This window comes from Clostridium sp. BL-8, assembly GCF_002006495.1.
Lineage (GTDB): Bacteria > Bacillota > Clostridia > Clostridiales > Clostridiaceae > Clostridium.
Window position 1 is genome coordinate 1 of record NZ_LZZL01000088.1, and the last position, 21,474, is coordinate 21,474.

Genomic DNA, 21,474 nt, shown 5'->3' on the forward strand with positions numbered 1-21,474 from the left:
ACCACCGCAGGATTTTAAGTCCTGTGCGTCTGCCAGTTCCGCCACTTCGGCATGTTGTTATACATCAAGTGCCGACAACAAAGCTAATTATAATATATAATCTTTATGCTGTCAACAATATTTTATAACATATACTAATCTAATTTTTCAACATACATAAATTGGCTTTTATATGTATCTATGTAAACAGTATCATGCAATGATTTAGGCATTAATTAATGTAGAATAAATTTTGAAAAACCTAATTGATTTCTCAATAATTTATCCTACATTTAAAATTTACTAAACTTCTTTTATTTATGTGCAATAAGACTAAAAATTTTAATAGCCTTTCTTTCCACCCTTACCTTTAAATTCCTGATGTTTCTTTACATCTTGCATTCTTTCTTCACTATCTTTTAAAAACTTAGACATAATATCCTCAAAATTTCCTGAGTTATTAGTCTTCTTCTTATCAGCTGACTTCCAATCAATTTCTGCTGGCTTAACGGACTTTCTTTGAACATTTGCCTGCTTTATTGAAAGGCTGATTTTGCCATTATCATCAATTGAAATGACTTTTACCTTTACTTTATCCTGTTCATTAAGATGTTCCCTAATATCTTTTACGTAAGAATCTGCGACTTCTGAAATATGAACTAATCCAGTTTTGCCTTCAACTTCAATAAAAGCTCCAAAATTCGTAATGTTTATCACTGTGCCCTCTACTATGTTTCCTGCCATTAAGGTCATGTTTAAAAGATTCCTCCTTAAATTTAAAAATATATAAAATTTATGAACTAGCTCTGCTATGCAGATGTTCTTTAATTTAGAATACACATTTAATTATTATTTTTATTACTTAGCTGTTATGCTACCAGAGTTTTATAAGCTTTTCTATATGCTGAAAGTTAATTAGAACCTTCATTCGTTACCTCACCACTAACAACCTTTTCACCTGGCTTAATCATTCCAAGTCTTTCTCTTGCTAATTTTTCGAGATAATCTAATGAGTCTGAATTAATTTTATCAACTTCATCTTGAAGCCTCTCATTCTTTTGTTTGACTTCATCTAATTGAGACTGCTTACTTGCAATTTCTTTTTGAATTCTATTCGTGGTTATACTTTGCCTAATATAACTAAAAACAAAGAAAATAATAAACCCAATAATTACTACTCTTTTTAAGATTAGCTTCTTTTTCATCTATAGAACCTCTATTTTACAAATTCTCTTAAGTCTATTGTAAACACTATATCACTATTATTCAAGTAATTTTTTCTTATTTCCGTTTATCGGCAATTTTATATGCAATTATTTTTAATGGATACAATATATTCTTTAATAATATTCGAAATAACTTGTAAAATGACTTTATAATTATTATTTCACCAGTATAAAAATATTTACTAATGAATTTAAAATATATTAGAACCGCAATAATTATGAAGATATATACATAGGGAGTTAAAAAAGCATAATTCGTATATAATAAAAAAGTAAATACAATTAAAGCAATAAGTATACAAAATAACAGGTCTTCTATTATGAGCAATATTTTTATAGAGTTCAATCCTCTTATTCCTCTATATATATCAAACAATATTCCTGTTATTATTCCTGCAATTAAGCTATATACAACAATATTGACCTGCATATTTAATCCTAATAGCATGATATGTTCCTACCTAAATAATCTACTTATTATACTTTCATTGCTTTTTTTAGATATCTTTCCATTATAAACTATAGACGCAATATTTCCAGCAATTGTAACATCACCATTTTGCACGTCTAATTTATTCATTTTTAACTCTTCTCCCTTTATAGTTAAGTTTCCTAAATTAGTTGTTAAATCTATTTTCTGTTCATCAAAACTTATAACTTCAATAACACCACTTAATGCTAACTTTTTTCTATTTTCTAAAATCAAATTGGATTTACTCTCTTCTACTTTATTTTCTACTCTTTTCTCCATTAAAGATTCCTCCATTTATTTTTCTTATACAATATATGTTTATGTTTCATAATTTAGAATGTAGAATATTTAATGAGTTGAGTTTGTTCTATGTTAAATTAATTTGTAAATAATAATTTTATAAAAACATATTAAAGAAGAGTAGATAAACTCAATTAGTTTCTACTCTTGATCTTCTTCTCCTTCAAGGATTTCATACATTTCCTTTGCATCTTCTTTTCTTACGTGTTCTGCTATATTAGTTATTTCAGCTTTTAATATTTTGTTAGCAAAGGTTATTTGAATTATATCTCCTTCTTTTACTTTTGTTGAAGGCTTTGCTACTTTATCATTGATTACTATACGACCACTTTCACTTATTTCCTTTGCTACAGTTCTTCTCTTTATGATACGAGATACTTTTAAATATTTATCTAATCTCATAACTTCCTCCTTTTATGTACAATAAGAAAATATAAACTTAAATCTGCCATGAACATTTTTCTATGCAACTAAGATCATTTATATACCTATTGGATCACTTCATAATTTTGTGTTGAATAAAAAATTTACACTTAAATCCTTCACTTATGACAAATATGATAACAAATTAATGTATTTTTCTTAATTCCATCTTATTAAAAGAACCCGAGAAAAACTCGGGTTCATATTACTCCGTTTAACTTGTATTTTACTACTTGTTAACTTTATCTTTGAATTCTTTTCCAGCTTTAAATACTGGCACTGTTGTTGCAGGAATCTTTATAACTTCCTTAGTTCTAGGATTTCTTCCTTCTCTAGCAGCTCTTTCTCTTGTTTCAAAAGTTCCGAAACCAACTAGTTGAACTTTTTCTCCTTTTTCTAATGCTTCTTCAACGCTTTCAATTAAAGATTTTAATGCTAATTCTGCATCTTTCTTTGTTAACTTACTTTTTTCTGCCATGCTAGTAATTAATTCTGCTTTATTCACAATAACATCCTCCTTAAAATCCAGTTATATATTGTTTAACTGTTTTCTTTATGTACTAAATTGCACTTCTTTATTATATAACCTCTTCAGCTACCCGTCTATAGAAAAACGCTTTCTTTTCCTATATATAACTAAATAATCCAATAAATCGTTACAATATAGTTCTTTATATTTTATTATTCTGCATAAACTAGAAAATTCCTCTATTTTAATTATATATTAATCTAGTTTTTTTGATATTTCCCAAAGTTTATCCATTTTATCCAAATTTTTATTAGTTAATTCAATACTTTTTTCTTTTGAAACTCTTTCAACGTAATCAAATCTTTTTATAAACTTGTCTATAGTATTATTTAATGCTATTTCCTCATCTACTTTTAAAAGCCTTGAAACATTAACACATGAAAATAGCATATCTCCAACTTCTTCTATTATTTTCTCCACATTTTCTTTATTATATACATCAATTACCTCTTTAAGTTCTTCTTTTACTTTATCTATAGCCAAATTTACATTTTTAAAATCGAATCCAACTTTCCTTGCTTTCTCTTGAACCTTATGTGCTCTTAATAATGCCGGTAATCCTTTTGTTATACCTCTCATTTCTTCTGCAATACTAGTATATCCCTTTTCTTTCTTCTTTAATTCATCCCATTTTACTAATACCTCGTCTGAGGAATTTAATCCATTAGAATTATTAAAGACGTGAGGATGCCTGCTTATCATTTTATTACATATTCCCTCTATCACATCATTTATATCAAAATATCCTTCCTCTTTTCCTATTGAGGAATGGAAAACAACCTGTAGAAGTACATCTCCCAGTTCTTCAATTAAAGAATTATCATCCTCCTCATCTATTGCATCTATAACTTCATAACTCTCCTCTATCAAAGCTTTTTTTAAAGATTCATGAGTTTGTTCCTTATCCCATGGGCAACCATTTTCGCCCCTTAATATTTCAATTATCTCTAGTAAATCGTTAAAATCCTTTTTATTATTAACATCCTTAGGAATGTAGACAGATGTTAAATAGTCTATATCTTCCTGCATATCCAATTCAAATAAAGGTATCTTTCTTATACTTTCCTGTCCTATTATTCCTGCTGCTCTTACATAATATATTTCTGTTTCATCATTATAACATTCTAGTAATTTTAACTTAACTTCTGATGCTATTAATGGATTGTATACTTGCGTAATTATAGTTCCTATTCTCTTATCTAAAATTTGATTTCTTATATCAAAAGAATCTATTACCTTTAATCCTTCTATAGGATCAATTCTAAGGCTCTCAATCATCGCATCAATAAAACTTACGGCTGGTATTATCTTATATTCTATATTTTTTTCCTTACATAATTCAATTAAATTAAATACTGATTTTTCTGCAACTAACGGATGTCCTGGTACTGCGTAAATTAAATTTCCTAATTCATCATGCTTTTTTATTAAATCATTAGCTATATTTAGATATACTTCATCAAAACTTTGGATACTTTCATAGACATCATCATAAGTATTAAATTCGATATTCTTTTTCTTTAGGTAATCTACTGTTGGATGTTTTTCTGTTCTTAAAAATATATTTTTATTACTCTCAAGTTCTTGTATTGTTCCTATAGTTAATGCTTCCTTCGCCCCTGGTCCTAGTCCCATTATTTTAATCATTAGAGTTTCTCTCCTTTTCACTTTTCTTTATGCATATCAAATGAACGCCTTTTCAATATATACGCTATTATATTTGTGTCACATAGAATAATATTAAATCTCTTGACTTTATTTATATTTAAATAAAGCAACCTGACTACACACTCCCAAATATATATTAGCATACTCTGACTAGTTTCTTTTTGAATATGTTTTAAATCTGCTTTTTATGTCTTCCACATTAAATACTCTAAATATAATTATTAATATGATATATATTATCATACCCAAGAATATGGATAATAAGCAAGATACTCCATTACTTATTGTCTTCTTATATATAATATTATAACTAATTAACACAAATATCATCATAATAATAGCTGCATATGTTGGCTTAATTAATATTTCATATAGATTTAACTTTATTTTTAATGTAAACTTCATAGATATCATATTTAAAATACTTATTAATGAATATGCTCCACAGCTTGCTATAACAGCACCATATATATTAAAAGCTTCCATTGGAACTAATGTGCAAGTTAATATAATCTTTATTATGCATCCAATTAATAAATTAATAACAGGTTTAATATAATTTCCTGTCCCCTGCAATATTGCTGTTGTTGTTTGAGTAATTATTATAAATGGTATAGATAAAGATAAGTATTTTAATATTTCTATGCCGTCAAATCTACCCGGAAATATGAATTTCATTACTGGCTCTGCTAGAAAGAAAAGTCCCATAGTACATGGAATAGCTATTACTGCTGACATTTTCATAGAAGCATCTACTTTATTTTTAAGTCCCTTCTCTCTTTTAAGTACGAAATTCTCAGCTATAATAGGAACTAATGATGTACAAATTGCCATAGAAAGGGTTAATGGAATATTTATAATAACCGAGGCTTTTCCTGTCAATTGTGCATACAAAACAGTAGATTGAGTATTTGTAAAACCTGCTTTTAGTAGTTCTTGTGGAACTAAAATAGAATCTATTAGGTTCATAATACTTCCAACTGTTGTACCTAATGATATAGGGATTGCAATTCTTAATATTGTACTTAATATTTCAGTATTGTTTCTTACCTTCTTAATTTTATAATTCTTTTTAACCTTTTTATAATTGGAATATAAATACGTTCCTCCAACAACAGCTCCAGCAGTAGCACCAAAAGCTGCTCCTCCTGCAGAATATTCAATTCCCTTTGGTAATAAAAAGATAGCTAGTCCTACTCCAAATATAACTCTTCCAATCTGCTCAATTATTTGTGATATTGCCGACGGAGTCATATTTTGAAGTCCTTGAAAAAATCCTCTAAATATGGTTACATATGATATTACAATTGGTGCAAAAGAGATTCCTATCAATGAATAATATGCTTTTGAATCCCACTTTAAGAATAGTATTATCGGTTTTGCAAAAAAGAATAACGCTAAAGTAGTGCCTGTCCCTATTATTGCCATCAAAATAGCAGCTTCCTTCATAACTTCAAAACTTCCCTCTATATCATTCGTTGCATTCTTTTCTGATATTATTTTGGACATTGCTACTGGGACTCCTGAGGCCATGGCTATAAAAAACATATACAGTGGATAAGACATCTGATAATACCCTATTCCTTCATCGCCTATTAACATTATCAGCGGCCATCTAAAAAACAGCCCTAGAAATCTTGTTAATATTCCTGCTGTCCCAAGAATAATACTTCCTTTTATTAAGGATTGCTTCTTCATAAAACACCTCCAAACTTACATGTTACAATAATAATTATTGTAAGTTTAGAGGTATTATTCCTTTTATTTTCACACTTTGAATAAATTATTAATATTATTGTTCCATTTGCTTACCTAAAAATGCTGCTGCAGTTTCAACTAACTTTGTTTCAACTTCACCAAGTTCTCCATCCTCTTTTGATACAATTATTACTGCACCAATTTCATCTCCTTCTGCTACAATTGGTGATATAACCTGACTTGTATAAGTTGTTTCATCATCATCGTTATGTAATGGTATTACTGAATTACTAGCTTTATTTAATAATACAGTCTTTCTACCATCCATTATTTTTTCTAGTTCACTACTTACTTTTCTTTCTATGTACTCTTTTTTAGGTGCTCCACTTACAGAAACAAATGCATCTTTGTCAGCAATTAATACGACATGACCTATAACTTGTTGCAAACTTTCACAATATTCCTTTGAAAAATTAGTAAGTTCCTCAATTGGAGAATATTTTTTTAAAATTACTCCTCCATCTCTATCTGTGAAAATTTCTAATGGATCTCCTTCTCTTATTCTCAAAGTTCTCCTTATTTCTTTTGGTATTACCACTCTTCCTAAATCATCGATTCGTCTAACAATTCCTGTTGCCTTCATTGGTTATATAACCTCCTTTGAACTCTTTAATTGATTGCAGTATTATTATTTGAATTTCTAGAAATTTTATACACTTATAGACAAATTTTATATAAATTATTTTTTTGACAAAAAAGACTGTTCCAAAATAATCTAATTATTTTAAAACAGTCTCTTTATTATTCTATTAATTTCATAAATCTAGCTGTAAGTATTAAATATACTTTAAAAACATAATTATTATTAATTATAATCTGTCTTCATAAGTTTTTACTTTTAAATCTGATTTCCATTCTGCTATCTTTGAATTAAAAGCATCCCCTTGCTTTTGTTGTAATAAGGTTGATTTTATCTGATCTTTAACTTGATCAAATGGAGTCACTTGCGCAGCTTTTAATCCAGTAGCTTTAATTATATGATATCCATATTGGCTTTTTACTGGTGCTGAAATTTCTCCTTCTTTTAGATTTTTAAATCCGTCTACAAACTCAGGAACTAATTGTGTTGTATTATATGCTTGGAATCCTAAATCTCCACCTTTGTCCTTAGACCCTGGATCAGTTGAATATTCTTTAGCTAATGTCGCAAAGTCTGCACCTGCGTCTAATTGTGCCTTTATATCATTAGCCTTTTTCAATGATGCATCAAAATCTACAGATCCATCGCTAGCCTTTTCAGCAATTAAAATATGTGCTACATTTGCTCCAGCTCCTGTACTATATTTAGAATCCTTATTTTTATCATACTCTGCTTGAACATCATCATCTGTTACAGTTACATCTTTTACTATATCTTGCTGAACTGCTTGCTCTATGTTATTCTTCTTTATTAAATCTCTAAGTTGATCTTCAGTTAATCCACTTTGCCCTAAAACGCTTTCCCATTGCCCTTCTTCAGGATATTGGGCCTTATATTGATTTATTGTATCATCAACCTTTTTATTAAGATCATCATCTGATGGTTTTAAGCCTAATTTATCAGCTTCTTGTAAAAGTATTTTTTCAGTTACTAAATTATCTAGTCCTTGCTTCTTCGCTTGTTTTACTTGGTCTGCAACCTTAGTATTAGTTTCATAATCATCTCCAAATTGTTGCTTTAACTGAGCATCAATTTCTTTATCTAAATCGCCTTTTGTTATTGATTCACTTCCAACTGTTGCCAAAACTGTTTTTTGTATAGCTTCCGGTGTCTTCTCAATCATTTTGCATCCCATAGCTGTAGCTGAAATTGCTGCAATAGCTATAATCGCAATAAACTTCTTTAATCTTTTCAAAATTTTCCCCTCGCTTATTTTAGATTTAACCCTTAAAAATACGATAAACTTTTCTCAAACAATAGTATTTTTAAAGTCTTTACTGTAAAAAGTCTAATATTAGTATATCAATATTATTTTTATAATTCAATTTTTTTGAACTATTTAATTTATGTTACTTTTCTTTTATATCATATCTTTGTTACAATATTATGTCATTAAAAACTTCTTTTAAAAATTCTAATTTATTTTCCTTCTTAATATATTTTAACTTGAATGAAAAATAAGGGTTTGTTCCAAACTTTAATACCACACTGTTTTTATATTTGTCCATTAGAGTTTTAAATATATTCTTATATCCATTTTCATCTTGTGCAAATCTAAATATTATTTCTTTGGAATTTTCCTTTATTTCCTCTATAAAAATAGATTTAGCCTGACTTTTTATATAAGCAATATCCATTAAGTTATATACTGGTTCAGGTATCTTTGAATATCTGTCTTCTAGTTCTTCTTTTATATCATTATAGTCATCTATTCCCTCGATTGCAGCTATCTTTTTGTAAACTTCGATTTTTTGAATCTCATCTTCTATATAACTTTCTGAAATAAATGCATCTACCTTTATATCTAAAGTTGTTTCTATAGGTTCTTTTTGAATTTCTCCTTTTAGGATCTTAACAGTGTCCTCAAGCATTCTACAGTATAAGTCATATCCTATTGATGCCATATGTCCATGCTGAGATGATCCCATCATATTACCTGCACCTCTGATTTCTAAATCCCTCATAGCTATCTTAAAACCAGAACCTAATTCAGTAAAATCTTTTAATGCCTTAAGTCTTTTCTCTGCAACTTCCGTCAAAACTTTATCTTTAGTATATAAAAGATAAGCATATGCAATCCTATTAGATCTACCTACTCTGCCTCTTAATTGATATAATTGTGATAATCCCATTTTATCTGCATCATAAATAATTATAGTATTTACATTCTGAATATCCATTCCAGTTTCTATTATCGTTGTGCAAACTAATACGTTATACTCTCCTGACATAAAATCATACATTTCTTTTTCAAGCTGTCTTTCTGCCATTTGTCCATGAGCAACGCCTACTTTACTTTCTGGAACCAGCGTTTGTACGTATTTAGCCATTCTTTCAATATCTTCAACCCTATTATATACAAAATAAACTTGACCATCTCTGCCTATTTCTCTGAGGATAGCATCTCTTATAAGCTGATCATTTTGTTCTACAACATACGTCTGAACTGGATATCTCTCTTCAGGAGGAGTTTCAATAACAGAAATGTCTCTAACCCCACTCAGTGACATATGAAGTGTTCTAGGAATCGGAGTTGCACTCAATGTTAAAACATCAACATTTTTTTTAATACCTTTAATCTTTTCTTTTTGCTTTACTCCAAACCTTTGCTCTTCATCCACTACTAGCAACCCTAAATCCTTAAATTGAATATCTTTTGATACTAATCTATGAGTTCCTATTAAAATATCCAAATTTCCTTCTTTTACTTTCTGTAATATATCTTTTTGTTGCTTTGCAGTCCTAAATCTGCTAACCATATCTATTTTTATCGGAAAATCGGAAAATCTGTTTTTCATATTTTTGTAATGCTGTTCTGCCAAAATAGTTGTTGGAACTAAAATTGCAACTTGCTTTCCATCCATTACTGCTTTAAATGCTGCTCTCAAAGCAACTTCCGTTTTACCATATCCAACATCCCCACATAGGAGTCTGTCCATAGGCTTATCTGACTCCATATCTTGTTTTATTTCCTCTAAAGATGTCAATTGATCTGGAGTTTCTTCAAATGGAAACTCATCTTCAAATTGCTTTTGCCATTCTGTATCTTTAGGGAATTTGTGCCCCTTTACAGTACTTCTCATTGCATAAAGTTTAACTAAATCTTCAGCTATCTCATTAATCGATTTTCTTGCTTTTGCCTTTGCTTTTTGCCATTCGGCACTTCCAAGCTTATTAACTTTTGGAGATTTACCTTCACTTCCAATGTATTTTTGAATTAAATCAAGCTGATCTACAGGAACATATAATTTGTCCCCTTTATCATAAACTATATCTAGATAATCTCGCTTATGTCCGCCAACATCTATCTGCTTAATTCCTTTATATACACCAATTCCATGATTAGCATGAACTACATAATCTCCTGGTTTTAATTCTGCAAAGCTTTTTATTTTGGAGATACCCTTTTTCTTTGACTTGCTAGCCTTTAGTTTTCTCTTTGCTTCTCCAAATACTTCCCGGTCTGATATTACACACACCTTATACTCAGGGTATTCAAAACCTTTCAACTGATTTCCAAAAGTTATCACTACTTCTCCATATTCAATTTTATCAACATCATCTCTATAGACACTTTCTATTCCTCTGTCTCTTAACGTCCCTACTAATCGTTCCCCTCTAGCTCTTGTTCCTGATAATATTAATGTCTTATATCCTGCATTTTTCTTGCTTAATATATCATCAATTAAAAAATCTAGCTGCCCTTGATAGTTATTTAATGTCACTTGAACCATATTTACAGTTAAATGTGGTCTAAGCCAATCATTAGTTTTAGTTAAAGCTTCAAAAAAGGCCATATCTTTATCTTCAAATGATTCTAATATTTCTTCTTTATTAAACAATAAATTTCCTTGCCCGGGAAATATATCCCCCCTCTCAGAAAAAGCTGTAAAGTTTTCTTCAAACTCAAAATAAGTAGATTCTAATTTGCCTTTACATCTTTGAGCATTGTCTACTATGAAGAAATAATCCTTAAAATAGTCAAAAAGGCTTTCTGGTTCCTTTACGAAATATGTTAAATAACTATCTATTGTTTCAAATGATGACGTTTCCTCTAAAGCTTCTAAATTCTTATTTAACATTTTTCTTAATTTTTCTACTCTTTCGCTATCTTTGTCTTGTGCTGCAATTTTATTAAATTCTTCTTGAAGTTTGTCACGTCCATATTTCAACATTTCTTCAGATATTATTATTTCTTTAGCTGGGAATATATTTATCTTCTTAACCTTTTCTATACTTCTCTGAGATTCTGTATTAAATGTCCTAATTGATTCTATTTCATCGCCAAAAAGTTCAACTCTATATGGATAAGTTGAACACGTTGGAAAAACATCTAATATTCCTCCTCTTAATGAAAACTGACCTTTCCCTTCAACTGCTTCAACTCTCTCATAACCAGATTGAAGTAGCTTCTTCGAAATCTCAGTAAGATCAATTTCATCCCCTTCTTTAAAGTTCATGCTATACTCTAAAAAAGATCTATGTGGAGTATATTTTGAAGCAAACGCCTCTATTGAAGTTACTATTATCTTCTTTTTCTTATTATTTAATATTTCATTTATTACTTTTAATCTTGCCCATCTTAAATCTCCAGAAATAGCATCAATATTATAGAAAACCATTTCTCTTATTGGAAAATAATATACTTCATTAGTGTAAAATATCAAATCCTCATAAAGGTTTTTTGCTTCTATATCGCTTTGCGTAATAATTACTATGGATTTATCGATATTCTCGAACATTCCACCTACTATATATCCTTTACCTGATTCAGATGCACCATATATGCCAATAGGATACTTTTTACTTTCAACACCTGTCTTTATGTTTTGAAATTCTATACTACTTTCCAAGGGCTCTAATAACCCTTTTAATCTCATCCCATGCACCTTCCTTAAATTATTGTACTTGCTTTAAACCCATTGAATTGATTCATAGCTGTCTTAACATCACTTCTTATTATTTCTTCTGCTGCCTTTGTTGATGCATCTATACTTTCACTTAAAATAGTCATTTCCTCCTTTGTGAATCTCCCTAGCACATATTTAACTAGATCAACATTAGGTTGTCCTATGCCTACCTTTATTCTTGGGAAAATATCACTTCCTAGATGCGCTATAATACTCTTTATCCCGTTATGACCGCCTGCACTTCCTTTATCTCTTATTCTCAATTTTCCAATTTCTAAACTAATATCATCATATATAACTAAAACTTCACTATTTTCAAGATTATAAAAATCTACTACTTCTCTTACGCTTTCGCCACTTAAATTCATGTATGTAGTTGGTTTCAAAAGCATAACTTTATTATTATTTATAAAGCCTTCACCATATACTCCTTTAAATTTTTGCCTATTTATTTCAATATTATACTCCTTAGCAATATTATCAATAACTTTGAAGCCAATATTATGTCTTGTATCTTCATACTCTTTTCCTGGATTTCCAAGACCTACTATTAAAAACATATGTTTTTCCTCCTTAGCGGGTTTATTTATTTCTATTATTCTTATATTTTGTTAGTGAAAATGTAAATGTGACACCTATATTAGGATGATTTTTGACCCATATTTCTTCACCTTGCTGCATTATTATCATTCTTACTATTGGTAAGCCAAGTCCAGTACTCACCTTATTTGTTCTAGATTTATCAGACTTATAAAACCTATTCCATATATGTCTTATTTCATCCTCCGCAATTTGGGGTCCATTATTATATATCTGTACAAAAACCTTTGAGCCTTTATAGTGTGTACTAATACGTATTAATCCATCACTACTACAATATTTAATTGCATTATCGAGTAAATTTGTTATAACTTGCATTGTCCTATCTTCATCAGCTTTAACATAGCAATTTTCATCTTGTAAATCTATTTTCAATGTTATATGTTTCTCTTTTATATTTTGTTCATTATTTATAACACATAATCTAACGAGCTCATTAATATCAATCTTTTTCATATCAAATTTTAGCTTACCAGATTCAATAGCTGATAAGTCTAGTAAATCATTTATTAGCCGCGTTAATCTTTTTATTTCACTATAAACAATATCCAGATAGTATCCTTCCTTGTCCTTAGGAATAACTCCGTCTATAATCCCTGCAATAAATCCTTTTATAGAAGTAATTGGAGATCTTAACTCATGAGAAACATTTGATATAAAATCTCGTCTATTATTTTCAACCTTTTCTAAAGATTCAGCCATTATGTTAAATGAATTTGCAAGTTCTCCAATTTCATCCTGTGATTCTAAACGAACTCTTCTATTAACTTCTCCATTAGCAAATCTTTTTGCTGCATTATTTATTTCAGCTAGAGGATTTATTAATATTTTCTTAGAAACTAAAGATAAAACCACTGATGCAAATATCATTGCACCTAATGCAGATATCCATACAATCAAATATATTCTATGTAGCTGTTTACTTATTATAGATAGAGGTGCTGTCATTGCAATATACCCTTCATATTCATCATTTTCTATTATCGGATATATGTACGTATAATGGTCATTAATATACTCTACAGGTTTCCCTTCATTTAACAAAGCCACATCCTTATCAGATATACTTGGCTTATCCTCTAAGTTTTTATTATCTTCAAATTCTGAATGCAGATATATATATCCAGATTTATTCGAAACAGTAATGTCCGAATTAGCTCCAACACTTGCCATATCTATTATAGCGTTTAACTTATCTAAGTCTATATCACTTTTTTCAGTATCATATATTTTAATTGCTTTAGATATATATTCACCATCTTGCTCAAATTGTGTTCTTTTTTCATCAAAATAAGTTATTCTAAACCATATAGACAAAAGCCATGCAAGCAAGACCAATACTATAGTCAAAATAATTATAAATGTCATTATTAATTTTTGAAGTAAGCTTCCACTTTTCATTTAGTTCACCTCAAATTTGTATCCAACACCCCATACAGTCTGTATCTCCCATTGTTCTCCGCTGCTTAGTTTCTCCCTTAATCTCTTTATATGCACATCTACAGTTCTTGAATCTCCTGGATAATCATATCCCCAAACTTCACAAAGTAATTGTTCTCTTGTAAAAACTTTATTTTTATTATTAGCTAAATAATATAATAATTCAAATTCTTTAGGTGGCATTTTTACTTCTTCACCATTATACATCACTTTATAGGAAGAAGAGTCTATTGATAGATCACTTAATTTTATTATCTCGTTATGAATATTATCTGACGAATACCTTCTAAGTACTGCCTTAACCCTAGCTAATAGCTCTTTAGGTTCAAAAGGCTTTACTATATAATCATCGGCGCCAATTTCTAATGCTAAAACTTTATCAAAAGTATCTCCCTTTGCTGTAATCATTATAACAGGTGTTTCCTTTTGTTTTCTTATCCATTTTAAAATATCAATTCCGTCTATATAAGGTATCATTACATCAAGCAGAACTATATCGGGGTTATAATCCAAATATAATTCCTGTGCTTCTTTTCCATTAGACGCTACTTTAGTATTATACCCAGAACTTTTTAAATACATATCTATTACTTCGCTTATGTTTTCATCATCGTCCACGATTAACACTTTTGTTATAGCTCCATCCATAGTCTTTTCCCTCCTTAACTGATTGATATTATCTATATCCTAATATAACATAAACAATCTATATCTCATTATATTTTAATAGAAATTAACTCAAATTATTATTTTCATATAAAAATTTAAAATCAATTTATATAGCAGGATTTTACCATAATATTTCAGTTGAACTTTTTAATATGATATATTATAACCTAATGCTTGCCATCTAGAAATATATATTATAAAAAATAGAATATATATTTGTTTTAATATTTCAAAACAAATATACATTCTTTTTTATTTTTAAGTCATCTTAAATAAATATTAGACTACATTTACTTTGTTTGACATTCAAATAATTTACTTATTGGCTGATCATCGTAAATCCTCTTTATTGCTTCAGCAAATAGAGGTGCAACTGAAAGCGATTTAATCTTTGTATTATCATTTTCTTCATTTAGTGGAATTGTATTTAATAATACTAACTCTTCAATTGCAGAGCTATTTATCCTATCCATTGCTGGACCTGATAACACTCCATGAGTGCAGCAGGCATAAATATTCTTAGCTCCTAAATCTTTAAGTGCATTTGCTGCATTTGCAATAGTTCCTGCAGTATCAATCATATCATCTATTAGTATACATCTCTTTCCTGCAATATCACCGATAATATTCATTATTTCAGAAACATTTGCTTTTGGTCTCCTTTTATCTATAATAGCTATCGGCGAATGTAGATTATCAGCAAATTTTCTTGCTCTAGTTACACTTCCAAGATCAGGTGAAACAACGACAACATCATCTTGATCTGCCAATCCTTTTGATATAAAATGCTGTGCAAGTATCGGTGCTCCAAGTAAATGATCAACAGGAATATTAAAGTATCCTTGAATTTGGGCTGCATGTAAATCCATAGTTAAAACTCTATGTGCACCTGCCGCTGTCAATAAATCTGCAACCAACTTAGCAGTTATCGGATCTCTTGATTTAGCCTTCCTATCTTGCCTTGCATATCCATAGTATGGCATAACTGCTGTTATTCTACCTGCTGATGCTCTTTTAAAAGCATCAATCATAATTAGTAATTCCATTAAATTATTATTAACAGGTGAACAAGTGGATTGAACTATAAATACATCATTTCCTCTAACCGTTTCATTAATATCAACAGATATTTCTCCATCACTGAAAGTTGAAACTTTAGAAGCTCCAACTGGAACCCCTAAAATATCTGCTATATCTTTTGCCAACTTAGCATGGGAATTTCCAGTAAATACTTTTATATTTCTTCCATGAGTTATCATAATCAAGAAGACCCCCTTAAAAATTTTGGCTTATCTATAATAAAAATTTACTTCTTTAATCCTTTTTTTTCTACCCATCCACTTATATTTCTCTGTTTAGCCCTAGCAACTGCAAGATCTCCTTCTTTTACTTCAGCTGTAATAGTAGATCCTGCTGCAATATATGTATTGTCCTGAACTGTAACAGGTGAAACTAAATTAGTATTACAGCCTATAAAACTATGATTTCCTATAATAGTTTTATGTTTCTCTTTGCCATCATAATTTACAACTACTGTTCCACATCCAAAGTTGCATTCTGAGCCTACTTCAGCATCACCTATATAAGTTAAATGTGATACCTTAGTTCCATCCCCAATTGTTGATTTCTTTATTTCTACAAAATCACCTATTCTAGCATGCTTCCCTATTTTAGTCTCAGGCCTAATATATGCAAACGGACCAACAGTAGTATTATCACCAATATTACTCTCTAATATAACTGAAGCTTGGATATCTACTTCCTCTCCAATAGTACTGTCTACAATTCTTGAATTTTGATATATTACACAATTACTTCCTATCTTTGTATTTCCCTCTAAAATATTATTTGGATATATTATTGTATCTTTTCCTATTTCAACATCAGTTCCTATATATATTGTCTTAGGATCAATCAATGTAACTCCATTTTCCATATGTTTAATATTAATTCTATTTTTTAACATTTCTTCTGCTTCTGCTAATTGAACTCTTGAATTTACTCCAATAGTTTCTTCATATTCAGTTACAACTGCTCCTATTTTTTTCCCTTGAGACTTCAAAATTTCTATAGCATCTGTGAGATAATATTCTCCCTGATTGTTGTTATTATTTATTTTTCCTAATGCACTAAGTAATAACTCAATATCAAAGCAATAAATTGCAGAATTCATCTCGTTAATCTTGAGTTCTTCTTCAGTACAATCTTTATGCTCTACAATTTTTGATACCTCATTATTTTCTCTTACAATTCTTCCATAACCAGTTGGGTCATCAACAATAGCAGTTAATATAGTAGCCGAATTTTTATTTTCAATGTGCTCATCAAATAATCTTTCAATTGTTGACTGCTTTATTAAAGGAGTGTCTCCTGTGAATATTCCGACTACTCCTTTCTTTCCCTTTAAAAATTCTTCTGCGCACTTTACTGCATGCCCAGTCCCTAATTGTTCAGCTTGTAATGAATATGATACATTTTTATCTAAAGTTCTTTCTTTAACAAGTTCTGAGCCCTTACCTATTATTACATCTATATCATTAATTCCAGAATTTCTTACTGAATCTATAACATGTTTTAGCATTTCTTTACCGCATACTTTATGCAATACTTTTGGTAAATCTGACTTTATTCTCTTACCTTGACCAGCCGCTAAAACTAAAGCACATTTATACATTATATATAACACCTCATTTATAAATTTATACTAACACGATTATTTTATAGTAATAATTCATTCAATATTCATGCTAAATTAATTATATGGGAAAGCTACTTGTATTTCAACCACACAGCCTACCTAATATTTTTTTACAAAATCTTCTTTCACAAAACAAAAGGAAGTTATATACAACTTCCTTTTGCTCATAAATTCATTATCCTTCCACAACTTCTTCTGAAACAGCTTTTTCATAAGCTTCTAAAATTGCAGTTTGAATTTTCTCTCTAGCTTCCGTATTTATTGGGTGAGCTATATCCTTAAATTCTCCATCTGGTGTTTTTCTACTAGGCATAGCAATAAATAAACCCGCTTGTCCTTCTATAACTTTGATATCGTGAACTACAAATTCATTATCAAATGTAACAGAAACTATTCCCTTCATTTTACCTTCTGATGCAATTTTTCTAATTCTAACGTCTGTTATTTTCACTTTACTCCACCCCTCCCAGTTGCTTTAAAAATATTTAATATTTATATAAATTCTCCACAAATTACTAAATTCCTTTTTTATATTTGATAAATCCTTATAAAATTTATTTTTTTGTATAAACATATAAAATAATAAATACTAAAAGATTACTCTTTCTATTAATCCCACAACTTTATATAGTAAAAATCTTATTACCAGACTGCATAATCTTTCTCAACCAATAAATAATATGTCAGTTGTTTTATAAATTAGAACTCAATTTAATCCAGTATTTCTAATTAAGAAAATGTTTTCGAAGGCTGTATCCCTATAATTGCTGATTTATCTACTTCTTTTAATTCTACAATTGAAACATATTCATCAATGAATTTTTTTTCGATTTGTTTATTATCTACTAGCACTCCAATTCCTACTAGCTCACTATCAAATTCCTTTAACAGATCTTTAATTCCTACAGCAGTTCCCCCGCCTTTCATAAAATCATCTATAAATATACATTTACTAGATGATCTCATTGACTTCTTTGATAGTGACATTTGTTGCAGCCTGCCATCACTTCCAGAAACATAATTTATGGTAACTGTTGGGCCTTCTGTGACTTGACTGTCTCTTCTTGCAATAACTAATTGTACTCCTAAATTTCTAGCTACTTCATAAGCTAATGGAATTCCTTTAGTTTCAACCGTTATTACATAATCAATATCTTTTCCTTGAAAGCATGACGATAACATTACTCCAGCCTTATTTATTATTTTAGGATTATACATTAAATCAGTCATATATATTATATTTCCTGGAATGACTCTTCCATCGTCACTTAATTGTTTACATATTTCTAATGCGAACTCTCTCTTTTCTTCCTCTCCAATTTGAGGAACATACTTTATTCCTCCTGCCACTCCAGAAATTGTTTCAACTTTTCCCATTTCAAGTCTTTCTAACACTTCACGAACCACTACTATATCTTCACTTGTAGTAGATTTTGCTGCATTTAACAATTCTGAAAACTTATTTAATCCTAATATTTTATTAGGATTCTCTAATAATATCTTGGTTATAGCAACTACCCTTTTGTTTCTCGTAAATTTTTCCATCTTATCACCCACACGAATTTTTTTATATTAAATCCTTTTAATATTCATATTTTATGCTAAATTTAATTTAATATCAATGTTTTTACACATAAAGTTCATTCATATGTTTATAACCTGTTCACAAAATCAGTAAATAGGCATAAAATAATATGTATCTATTTTTTCCTATGGTTGATTTTTAGAAAAATGTATATAATTATATTTAAAGTATAAAACTAAAGATTTAACTAAGATTAAAAAATATATGCTTATTAATTAAAAGGAGTTGATCATTTGTCTTTCGATTTTATAGAAGATAAAGATAAAAAAATTCATTTCATAGGTATTGGTGGGATCAGTATGAGTGGTCTGGCTGCTGTTTTATTAAACAGTGGATTTAAGGTATCGGGCTCAGATTTTAAGGATTCATCAATTATAGATAAATTAAGGTCTTCAGGTGCTGAAATTTACATAGGTCATAATAAAGACAACATTAAAAATGTAGATTTAGTAGTTTATACTGCTGCAATTCCATCTGATAATCCTGAGCTTTTAGAAGCTAAAGAAAAGAATATAAAATTAATGGATAGAGCTGAATTCTTAGGTCAAATTATGAAAGGCCATAAATATAACGTAGCAGTTACAGGTACTCATGGCAAAACTACTTGTACATCTATGCTTTCTCATATTACATTAGCTGGTGACTTAGATCCAACTATTTTAGTTGGAGGAGAGCTAGATGAGATTGGTGGAAACTTCAAAATAGGTAATAGTGAATATTTCATAACTGAAGCTTGTGAATATAAACGTTCATTCTTAAAGTTTTTCCCTTATATCGGTATAATCTTAAATATTGATGCAGATCACTTAGATTTCTATAAGGATATAGATGACATTACTGATACCTTCTCTCAATTCTCTGAATTAGTTCCAAATGATGGGTATCTTGTTGGTTACGCTGGTGACTTTAGAGTTAAAGAAATTTTAGAAAAAGCAAACTGCAATACAATGACTTATGGATTTGAAGATGCTGATTTGACCGCTAAGAATATTATATTTAACAATAATGGCTGTGCTACCTTTGATGTATATAAAGATTCTAAAAACTTATTTACTGTTTCTTTAAATGTGCCAGGTAAGCATAATATTTTAAATGCTCTTGCTTCCATTTGTGTCTCTCTTATTTTTAATATTTCTGATTCCAATATAATTGCAGGATTAGCAAAATGCAAAGGTGCTCACAAAAGATTCGAGTATAAGGGTGAAGTAAACGGAGTTACTGTAATTGATGATTATGCCCATCACCCTACTGAAATTAAAGCAACCTTAAGTACTGCAAAACAAATTCATCATAATAAAACTTATTGTATTTTTCAACCTCATACTTACACCAGGACAAAAGCATTATTTAATGAATTTACAGAATGTTTCAATGACGTAGATGAGCTTATATTAATGGATATTTATGCTGCTCGTGAAAAAAATACTGGACTTATATCTTCTGATGAACTTGGAGATGCTATAAGAGAAAAAGGAATAGTATGTACTAATGTTCATTCTCATGATGAAGCCTTAAGCTACGTAAAATCAAAACTTACTTCTGGCGATTTATTACTAACAGTAGGTGCTGGTGATGTAGTTATAGTTGGAGAGAAATATTTAGAAGCATAAAATACTACTTTAATAATTTCTTAAATAACTTAGGAGGATTGCTTATGAAAATAGCGGTAATTTCAGATATTCATGCTAATGTCTATGCCCTAATTAATCTTTTAGAAGATATCGATGTTGAAAAAGTTGATACAATTATTTGCTTAGGAGACTTAGTTGGTTATGGTCCTCATCCTAATGAAGTTATTTCAATGGTTAGAAGAAGGCATATTCTTTGTATAAAAGGCAATTATGATAGTTCAGTTGTTGATAATGAATATTCCTATATAAGAGAAACTCGTATTAACAGTTTCTCTCTTCCTTGGACTGTTAGAGAGCTTAGAGAGGAAAACAGACTTTTTCTAGAAAACTTACCATCAACATTAACTTTAAATATTATGAATAAAAAACTGCTCTTTGTTCATGGAAGTCCAGATAAAATCAATGAATATCTTTTAAAAGATGAAGATAAAACCCTTGAAGTAATGAGTTCTATAAGCGAAGACGTTTTAATTTGTGCCCATACTCATATACCTGGAATGAAAGAATTTGGAAGTAAAGTATATATAAACTGCGGCAGTGTTGGTAAGCCTAAAATTGGCCGTCCTAATAGTACTTATTGTATTCTTAATATTAACAAAGAAGATGGAATGAAAGTTCAAATAAAAGAAATTCAATACCCATATAAAAGAATAATTAAAGACATGACAATGTTGGATTTTCCACAGGAATTAATCCAAAGTTTTGAAAATGGTATGGAATAGACAAGCCTTACAAAAAAATGATTACTATGATATAAATACCACCCTAATTAAAATTTAGGCTTATGAAAGTAAATAACAAGTCCAATGTTGCTATTCATATTTTTCATCAGGCAAAGAGGCAAATTGCCCTCATAGCGGGTCTATTAGGTCAATATGCCGATGAGCAGAAAACCAAAAGTGAGAGTCCAAATCTTGCATTTGGTGTCTCGAACTTTCACACAGTG

General features: G+C 29.5%; 20 protein-coding genes. 2 read left to right on the forward strand and 18 right to left on the reverse strand.

The window, feature by feature from the left end; translation table 11 throughout:
• Positions 1-321: 321 nt before the first annotated feature.
• From CLOBL_RS22410 to purR, 18 genes are all read right to left on the reverse strand, one after another.
• Complete coding sequence (locus tag CLOBL_RS22410; RefSeq protein WP_077861057.1) at positions 322-732, reverse strand: S1 domain-containing RNA-binding protein; 411 nt, start codon at positions 730-732, stop codon at positions 322-324.
• Positions 733-890: 158 nt separating this feature from the next.
• Complete coding sequence (locus CLOBL_RS22415) at positions 891-1,184, reverse strand: septum formation initiator family protein (RefSeq protein ID WP_077861058.1); 294 nt, start codon at positions 1,182-1,184, stop codon at positions 891-893.
• 76 nt (positions 1,185-1,260) lie between these two features.
• Complete coding sequence (gene yabQ, locus CLOBL_RS22420; protein ID WP_009167758.1) at positions 1,261-1,653, reverse strand: spore cortex biosynthesis protein YabQ; 393 nt, start codon at positions 1,651-1,653, stop codon at positions 1,261-1,263.
• A gap of 9 nt (positions 1,654-1,662) precedes the next feature.
• Positions 1,663-1,956 carry a sporulation protein YabP gene (gene yabP, locus CLOBL_RS22425; RefSeq protein ID WP_009167757.1) on the reverse strand — a complete coding sequence of 98 codons (294 nt, stop codon included), beginning with the start codon at positions 1,954-1,956 and terminating at the stop codon, positions 1,663-1,665.
• A gap of 162 nt (positions 1,957-2,118) precedes the next feature.
• Positions 2,119-2,379 carry an RNA-binding S4 domain-containing protein gene (locus CLOBL_RS22430; protein WP_077861059.1) on the reverse strand — a complete coding sequence of 87 codons (261 nt, stop codon included), beginning with the start codon at positions 2,377-2,379 and terminating at the stop codon, positions 2,119-2,121.
• Between the two features lie 250 nt (positions 2,380-2,629).
• Entirely contained in the window at positions 2,630-2,905 is a 276-nt protein-coding gene (locus CLOBL_RS22435; protein WP_009167755.1) for an HU family DNA-binding protein, read from the reverse strand.
• Positions 2,906-3,124: 219 nt separating this feature from the next.
• Entirely contained in the window at positions 3,125-4,576 is a 1,452-nt protein-coding gene (mazG, locus tag CLOBL_RS22440; protein ID WP_077861060.1) for a nucleoside triphosphate pyrophosphohydrolase, read from the reverse strand.
• Between the two features lie 171 nt (positions 4,577-4,747).
• Positions 4,748-6,295 (reverse strand): polysaccharide biosynthesis protein, encoded by a 1,548-nt coding sequence (locus CLOBL_RS22445; RefSeq protein WP_077861061.1) that lies wholly within the window; start codon positions 6,293-6,295, stop codon positions 4,748-4,750.
• A 94-nt stretch (positions 6,296-6,389) separates the two neighbouring features.
• The gene (spoVT, locus tag CLOBL_RS22450; RefSeq protein ID WP_077861062.1) at positions 6,390-6,938 is read right to left on the reverse strand and encodes a stage V sporulation protein T; all 549 of its coding nucleotides are present in this window, start codon (positions 6,936-6,938) and stop codon (positions 6,390-6,392) included.
• Positions 6,939-7,164: 226 nt separating this feature from the next.
• Positions 7,165-8,190, reverse strand: coding sequence for a peptidylprolyl isomerase (locus CLOBL_RS22455; protein ID WP_077861063.1), 1,026 nt, complete (start codon positions 8,188-8,190; stop codon positions 7,165-7,167).
• A 181-nt stretch (positions 8,191-8,371) separates the two neighbouring features.
• Positions 8,372-11,875, reverse strand: a complete 3,504-nt coding sequence (gene mfd, locus CLOBL_RS22460; RefSeq protein ID WP_077861064.1) for a transcription-repair coupling factor — start codon at positions 11,873-11,875, stop codon at positions 8,372-8,374.
• A 14-nt stretch (positions 11,876-11,889) separates the two neighbouring features.
• On the reverse strand, positions 11,890-12,465 hold the full coding sequence (pth, locus tag CLOBL_RS22465; RefSeq protein WP_077861065.1) for an aminoacyl-tRNA hydrolase: 576 nt from the start codon (positions 12,463-12,465) through the stop codon (positions 11,890-11,892).
• A gap of 22 nt (positions 12,466-12,487) precedes the next feature.
• Complete coding sequence (locus CLOBL_RS22470; RefSeq protein ID WP_077861066.1) at positions 12,488-13,906, reverse strand: HAMP domain-containing sensor histidine kinase; 1,419 nt, start codon at positions 13,904-13,906, stop codon at positions 12,488-12,490.
• On the reverse strand, positions 13,907-14,593 hold the full coding sequence (locus CLOBL_RS22475; RefSeq protein WP_077861067.1) for a response regulator transcription factor: 687 nt from the start codon (positions 14,591-14,593) through the stop codon (positions 13,907-13,909).
• Between the two features lie 311 nt (positions 14,594-14,904).
• Positions 14,905-15,873 (reverse strand): ribose-phosphate diphosphokinase, encoded by a 969-nt coding sequence (locus CLOBL_RS22480; protein WP_077861068.1) that lies wholly within the window; start codon positions 15,871-15,873, stop codon positions 14,905-14,907.
• 47 nt (positions 15,874-15,920) lie between these two features.
• Positions 15,921-17,288 carry a bifunctional UDP-N-acetylglucosamine diphosphorylase/glucosamine-1-phosphate N-acetyltransferase GlmU gene (gene glmU, locus CLOBL_RS22485; protein ID WP_077861069.1) on the reverse strand — a complete coding sequence of 456 codons (1,368 nt, stop codon included), beginning with the start codon at positions 17,286-17,288 and terminating at the stop codon, positions 15,921-15,923.
• Positions 17,289-17,487: 199 nt separating this feature from the next.
• Entirely contained in the window at positions 17,488-17,763 is a 276-nt protein-coding gene (gene spoVG, locus CLOBL_RS22490) for a septation regulator SpoVG (RefSeq protein WP_009167744.1), read from the reverse strand.
• Positions 17,764-18,041: 278 nt separating this feature from the next.
• A complete protein-coding gene (purR, locus tag CLOBL_RS22495; protein WP_077861070.1) occupies positions 18,042-18,857 on the reverse strand; it encodes a pur operon repressor in 816 nt (271 codons plus the stop codon).
• Positions 18,858-19,130: 273 nt separating this feature from the next.
• On the opposite strand from purR, the gene murC reads away from it, so the two are divergent.
• Together murC and CLOBL_RS22505 are read left to right on the forward strand one after the other, a co-directional pair.
• On the forward strand, positions 19,131-20,507 hold the full coding sequence (murC, locus tag CLOBL_RS22500; RefSeq protein WP_077861071.1) for a UDP-N-acetylmuramate--L-alanine ligase: 1,377 nt from the start codon (positions 19,131-19,133) through the stop codon (positions 20,505-20,507).
• A gap of 44 nt (positions 20,508-20,551) precedes the next feature.
• Entirely contained in the window at positions 20,552-21,250 is a 699-nt protein-coding gene (locus CLOBL_RS22505) for a metallophosphoesterase family protein (protein ID WP_077861072.1), read from the forward strand.
• The last annotated feature ends 224 nt before the right edge of the window (positions 21,251-21,474 follow it).

What these genes read in the sequence shown, in the direction of transcription:
- CLOBL_RS22410 (WP_077861057.1), bottom strand. Translation starts at nt 732, where the DNA reads ATGACCTTAATGGCAGGAAACATAGTAGAGGGCACAGTGATAAACATT.
- CLOBL_RS22415 (WP_077861058.1), bottom strand. Translation starts at nt 1,184, where the DNA reads ATGAAAAAGAAGCTAATCTTAAAAAGAGTAGTAATTATTGGGTTTATT.
- yabQ (WP_009167758.1), bottom strand. Translation starts at nt 1,653, where the DNA reads ATGCTATTAGGATTAAATATGCAGGTCAATATTGTTGTATATAGCTTA.
- yabP (WP_009167757.1), bottom strand. Translation starts at nt 1,956, where the DNA reads ATGGAGAAAAGAGTAGAAAATAAAGTAGAAGAGAGTAAATCCAATTTG.
- CLOBL_RS22430 (WP_077861059.1), bottom strand. Translation starts at nt 2,379, where the DNA reads ATGAGATTAGATAAATATTTAAAAGTATCTCGTATCATAAAGAGAAGA.
- mazG (WP_077861060.1), bottom strand. Translation starts at nt 4,576, where the DNA reads ATGATTAAAATAATGGGACTAGGACCAGGGGCGAAGGAAGCATTAACT.
- CLOBL_RS22445 (WP_077861061.1), bottom strand. Translation starts at nt 6,295, where the DNA reads ATGAAGAAGCAATCCTTAATAAAAGGAAGTATTATTCTTGGGACAGCA.
- spoVT (WP_077861062.1), bottom strand. Translation starts at nt 6,938, where the DNA reads ATGAAGGCAACAGGAATTGTTAGACGAATCGATGATTTAGGAAGAGTG.
- mfd (WP_077861064.1), bottom strand. Translation starts at nt 11,875, where the DNA reads ATGAGATTAAAAGGGTTATTAGAGCCCTTGGAAAGTAGTATAGAATTT.
- pth (WP_077861065.1), bottom strand. Translation starts at nt 12,465, where the DNA reads ATGTTTTTAATAGTAGGTCTTGGAAATCCAGGAAAAGAGTATGAAGAT.
- CLOBL_RS22470 (WP_077861066.1), bottom strand. Translation starts at nt 13,906, where the DNA reads ATGAAAAGTGGAAGCTTACTTCAAAAATTAATAATGACATTTATAATT.
- CLOBL_RS22475 (WP_077861067.1), bottom strand. Translation starts at nt 14,593, where the DNA reads ATGGATGGAGCTATAACAAAAGTGTTAATCGTGGACGATGATGAAAAC.
- CLOBL_RS22480 (WP_077861068.1), bottom strand. Translation starts at nt 15,873, where the DNA reads ATGATAACTCATGGAAGAAATATAAAAGTATTTACTGGAAATTCCCAT.
- glmU (WP_077861069.1), bottom strand. Translation starts at nt 17,288, where the DNA reads ATGTATAAATGTGCTTTAGTTTTAGCGGCTGGTCAAGGTAAGAGAATA.
- purR (WP_077861070.1), bottom strand. Translation starts at nt 18,857, where the DNA reads ATGGAAAAATTTACGAGAAACAAAAGGGTAGTTGCTATAACCAAGATA.
- CLOBL_RS22505 (WP_077861072.1), top strand. Translation starts at nt 20,552, where the DNA reads ATGAAAATAGCGGTAATTTCAGATATTCATGCTAATGTCTATGCCCTA.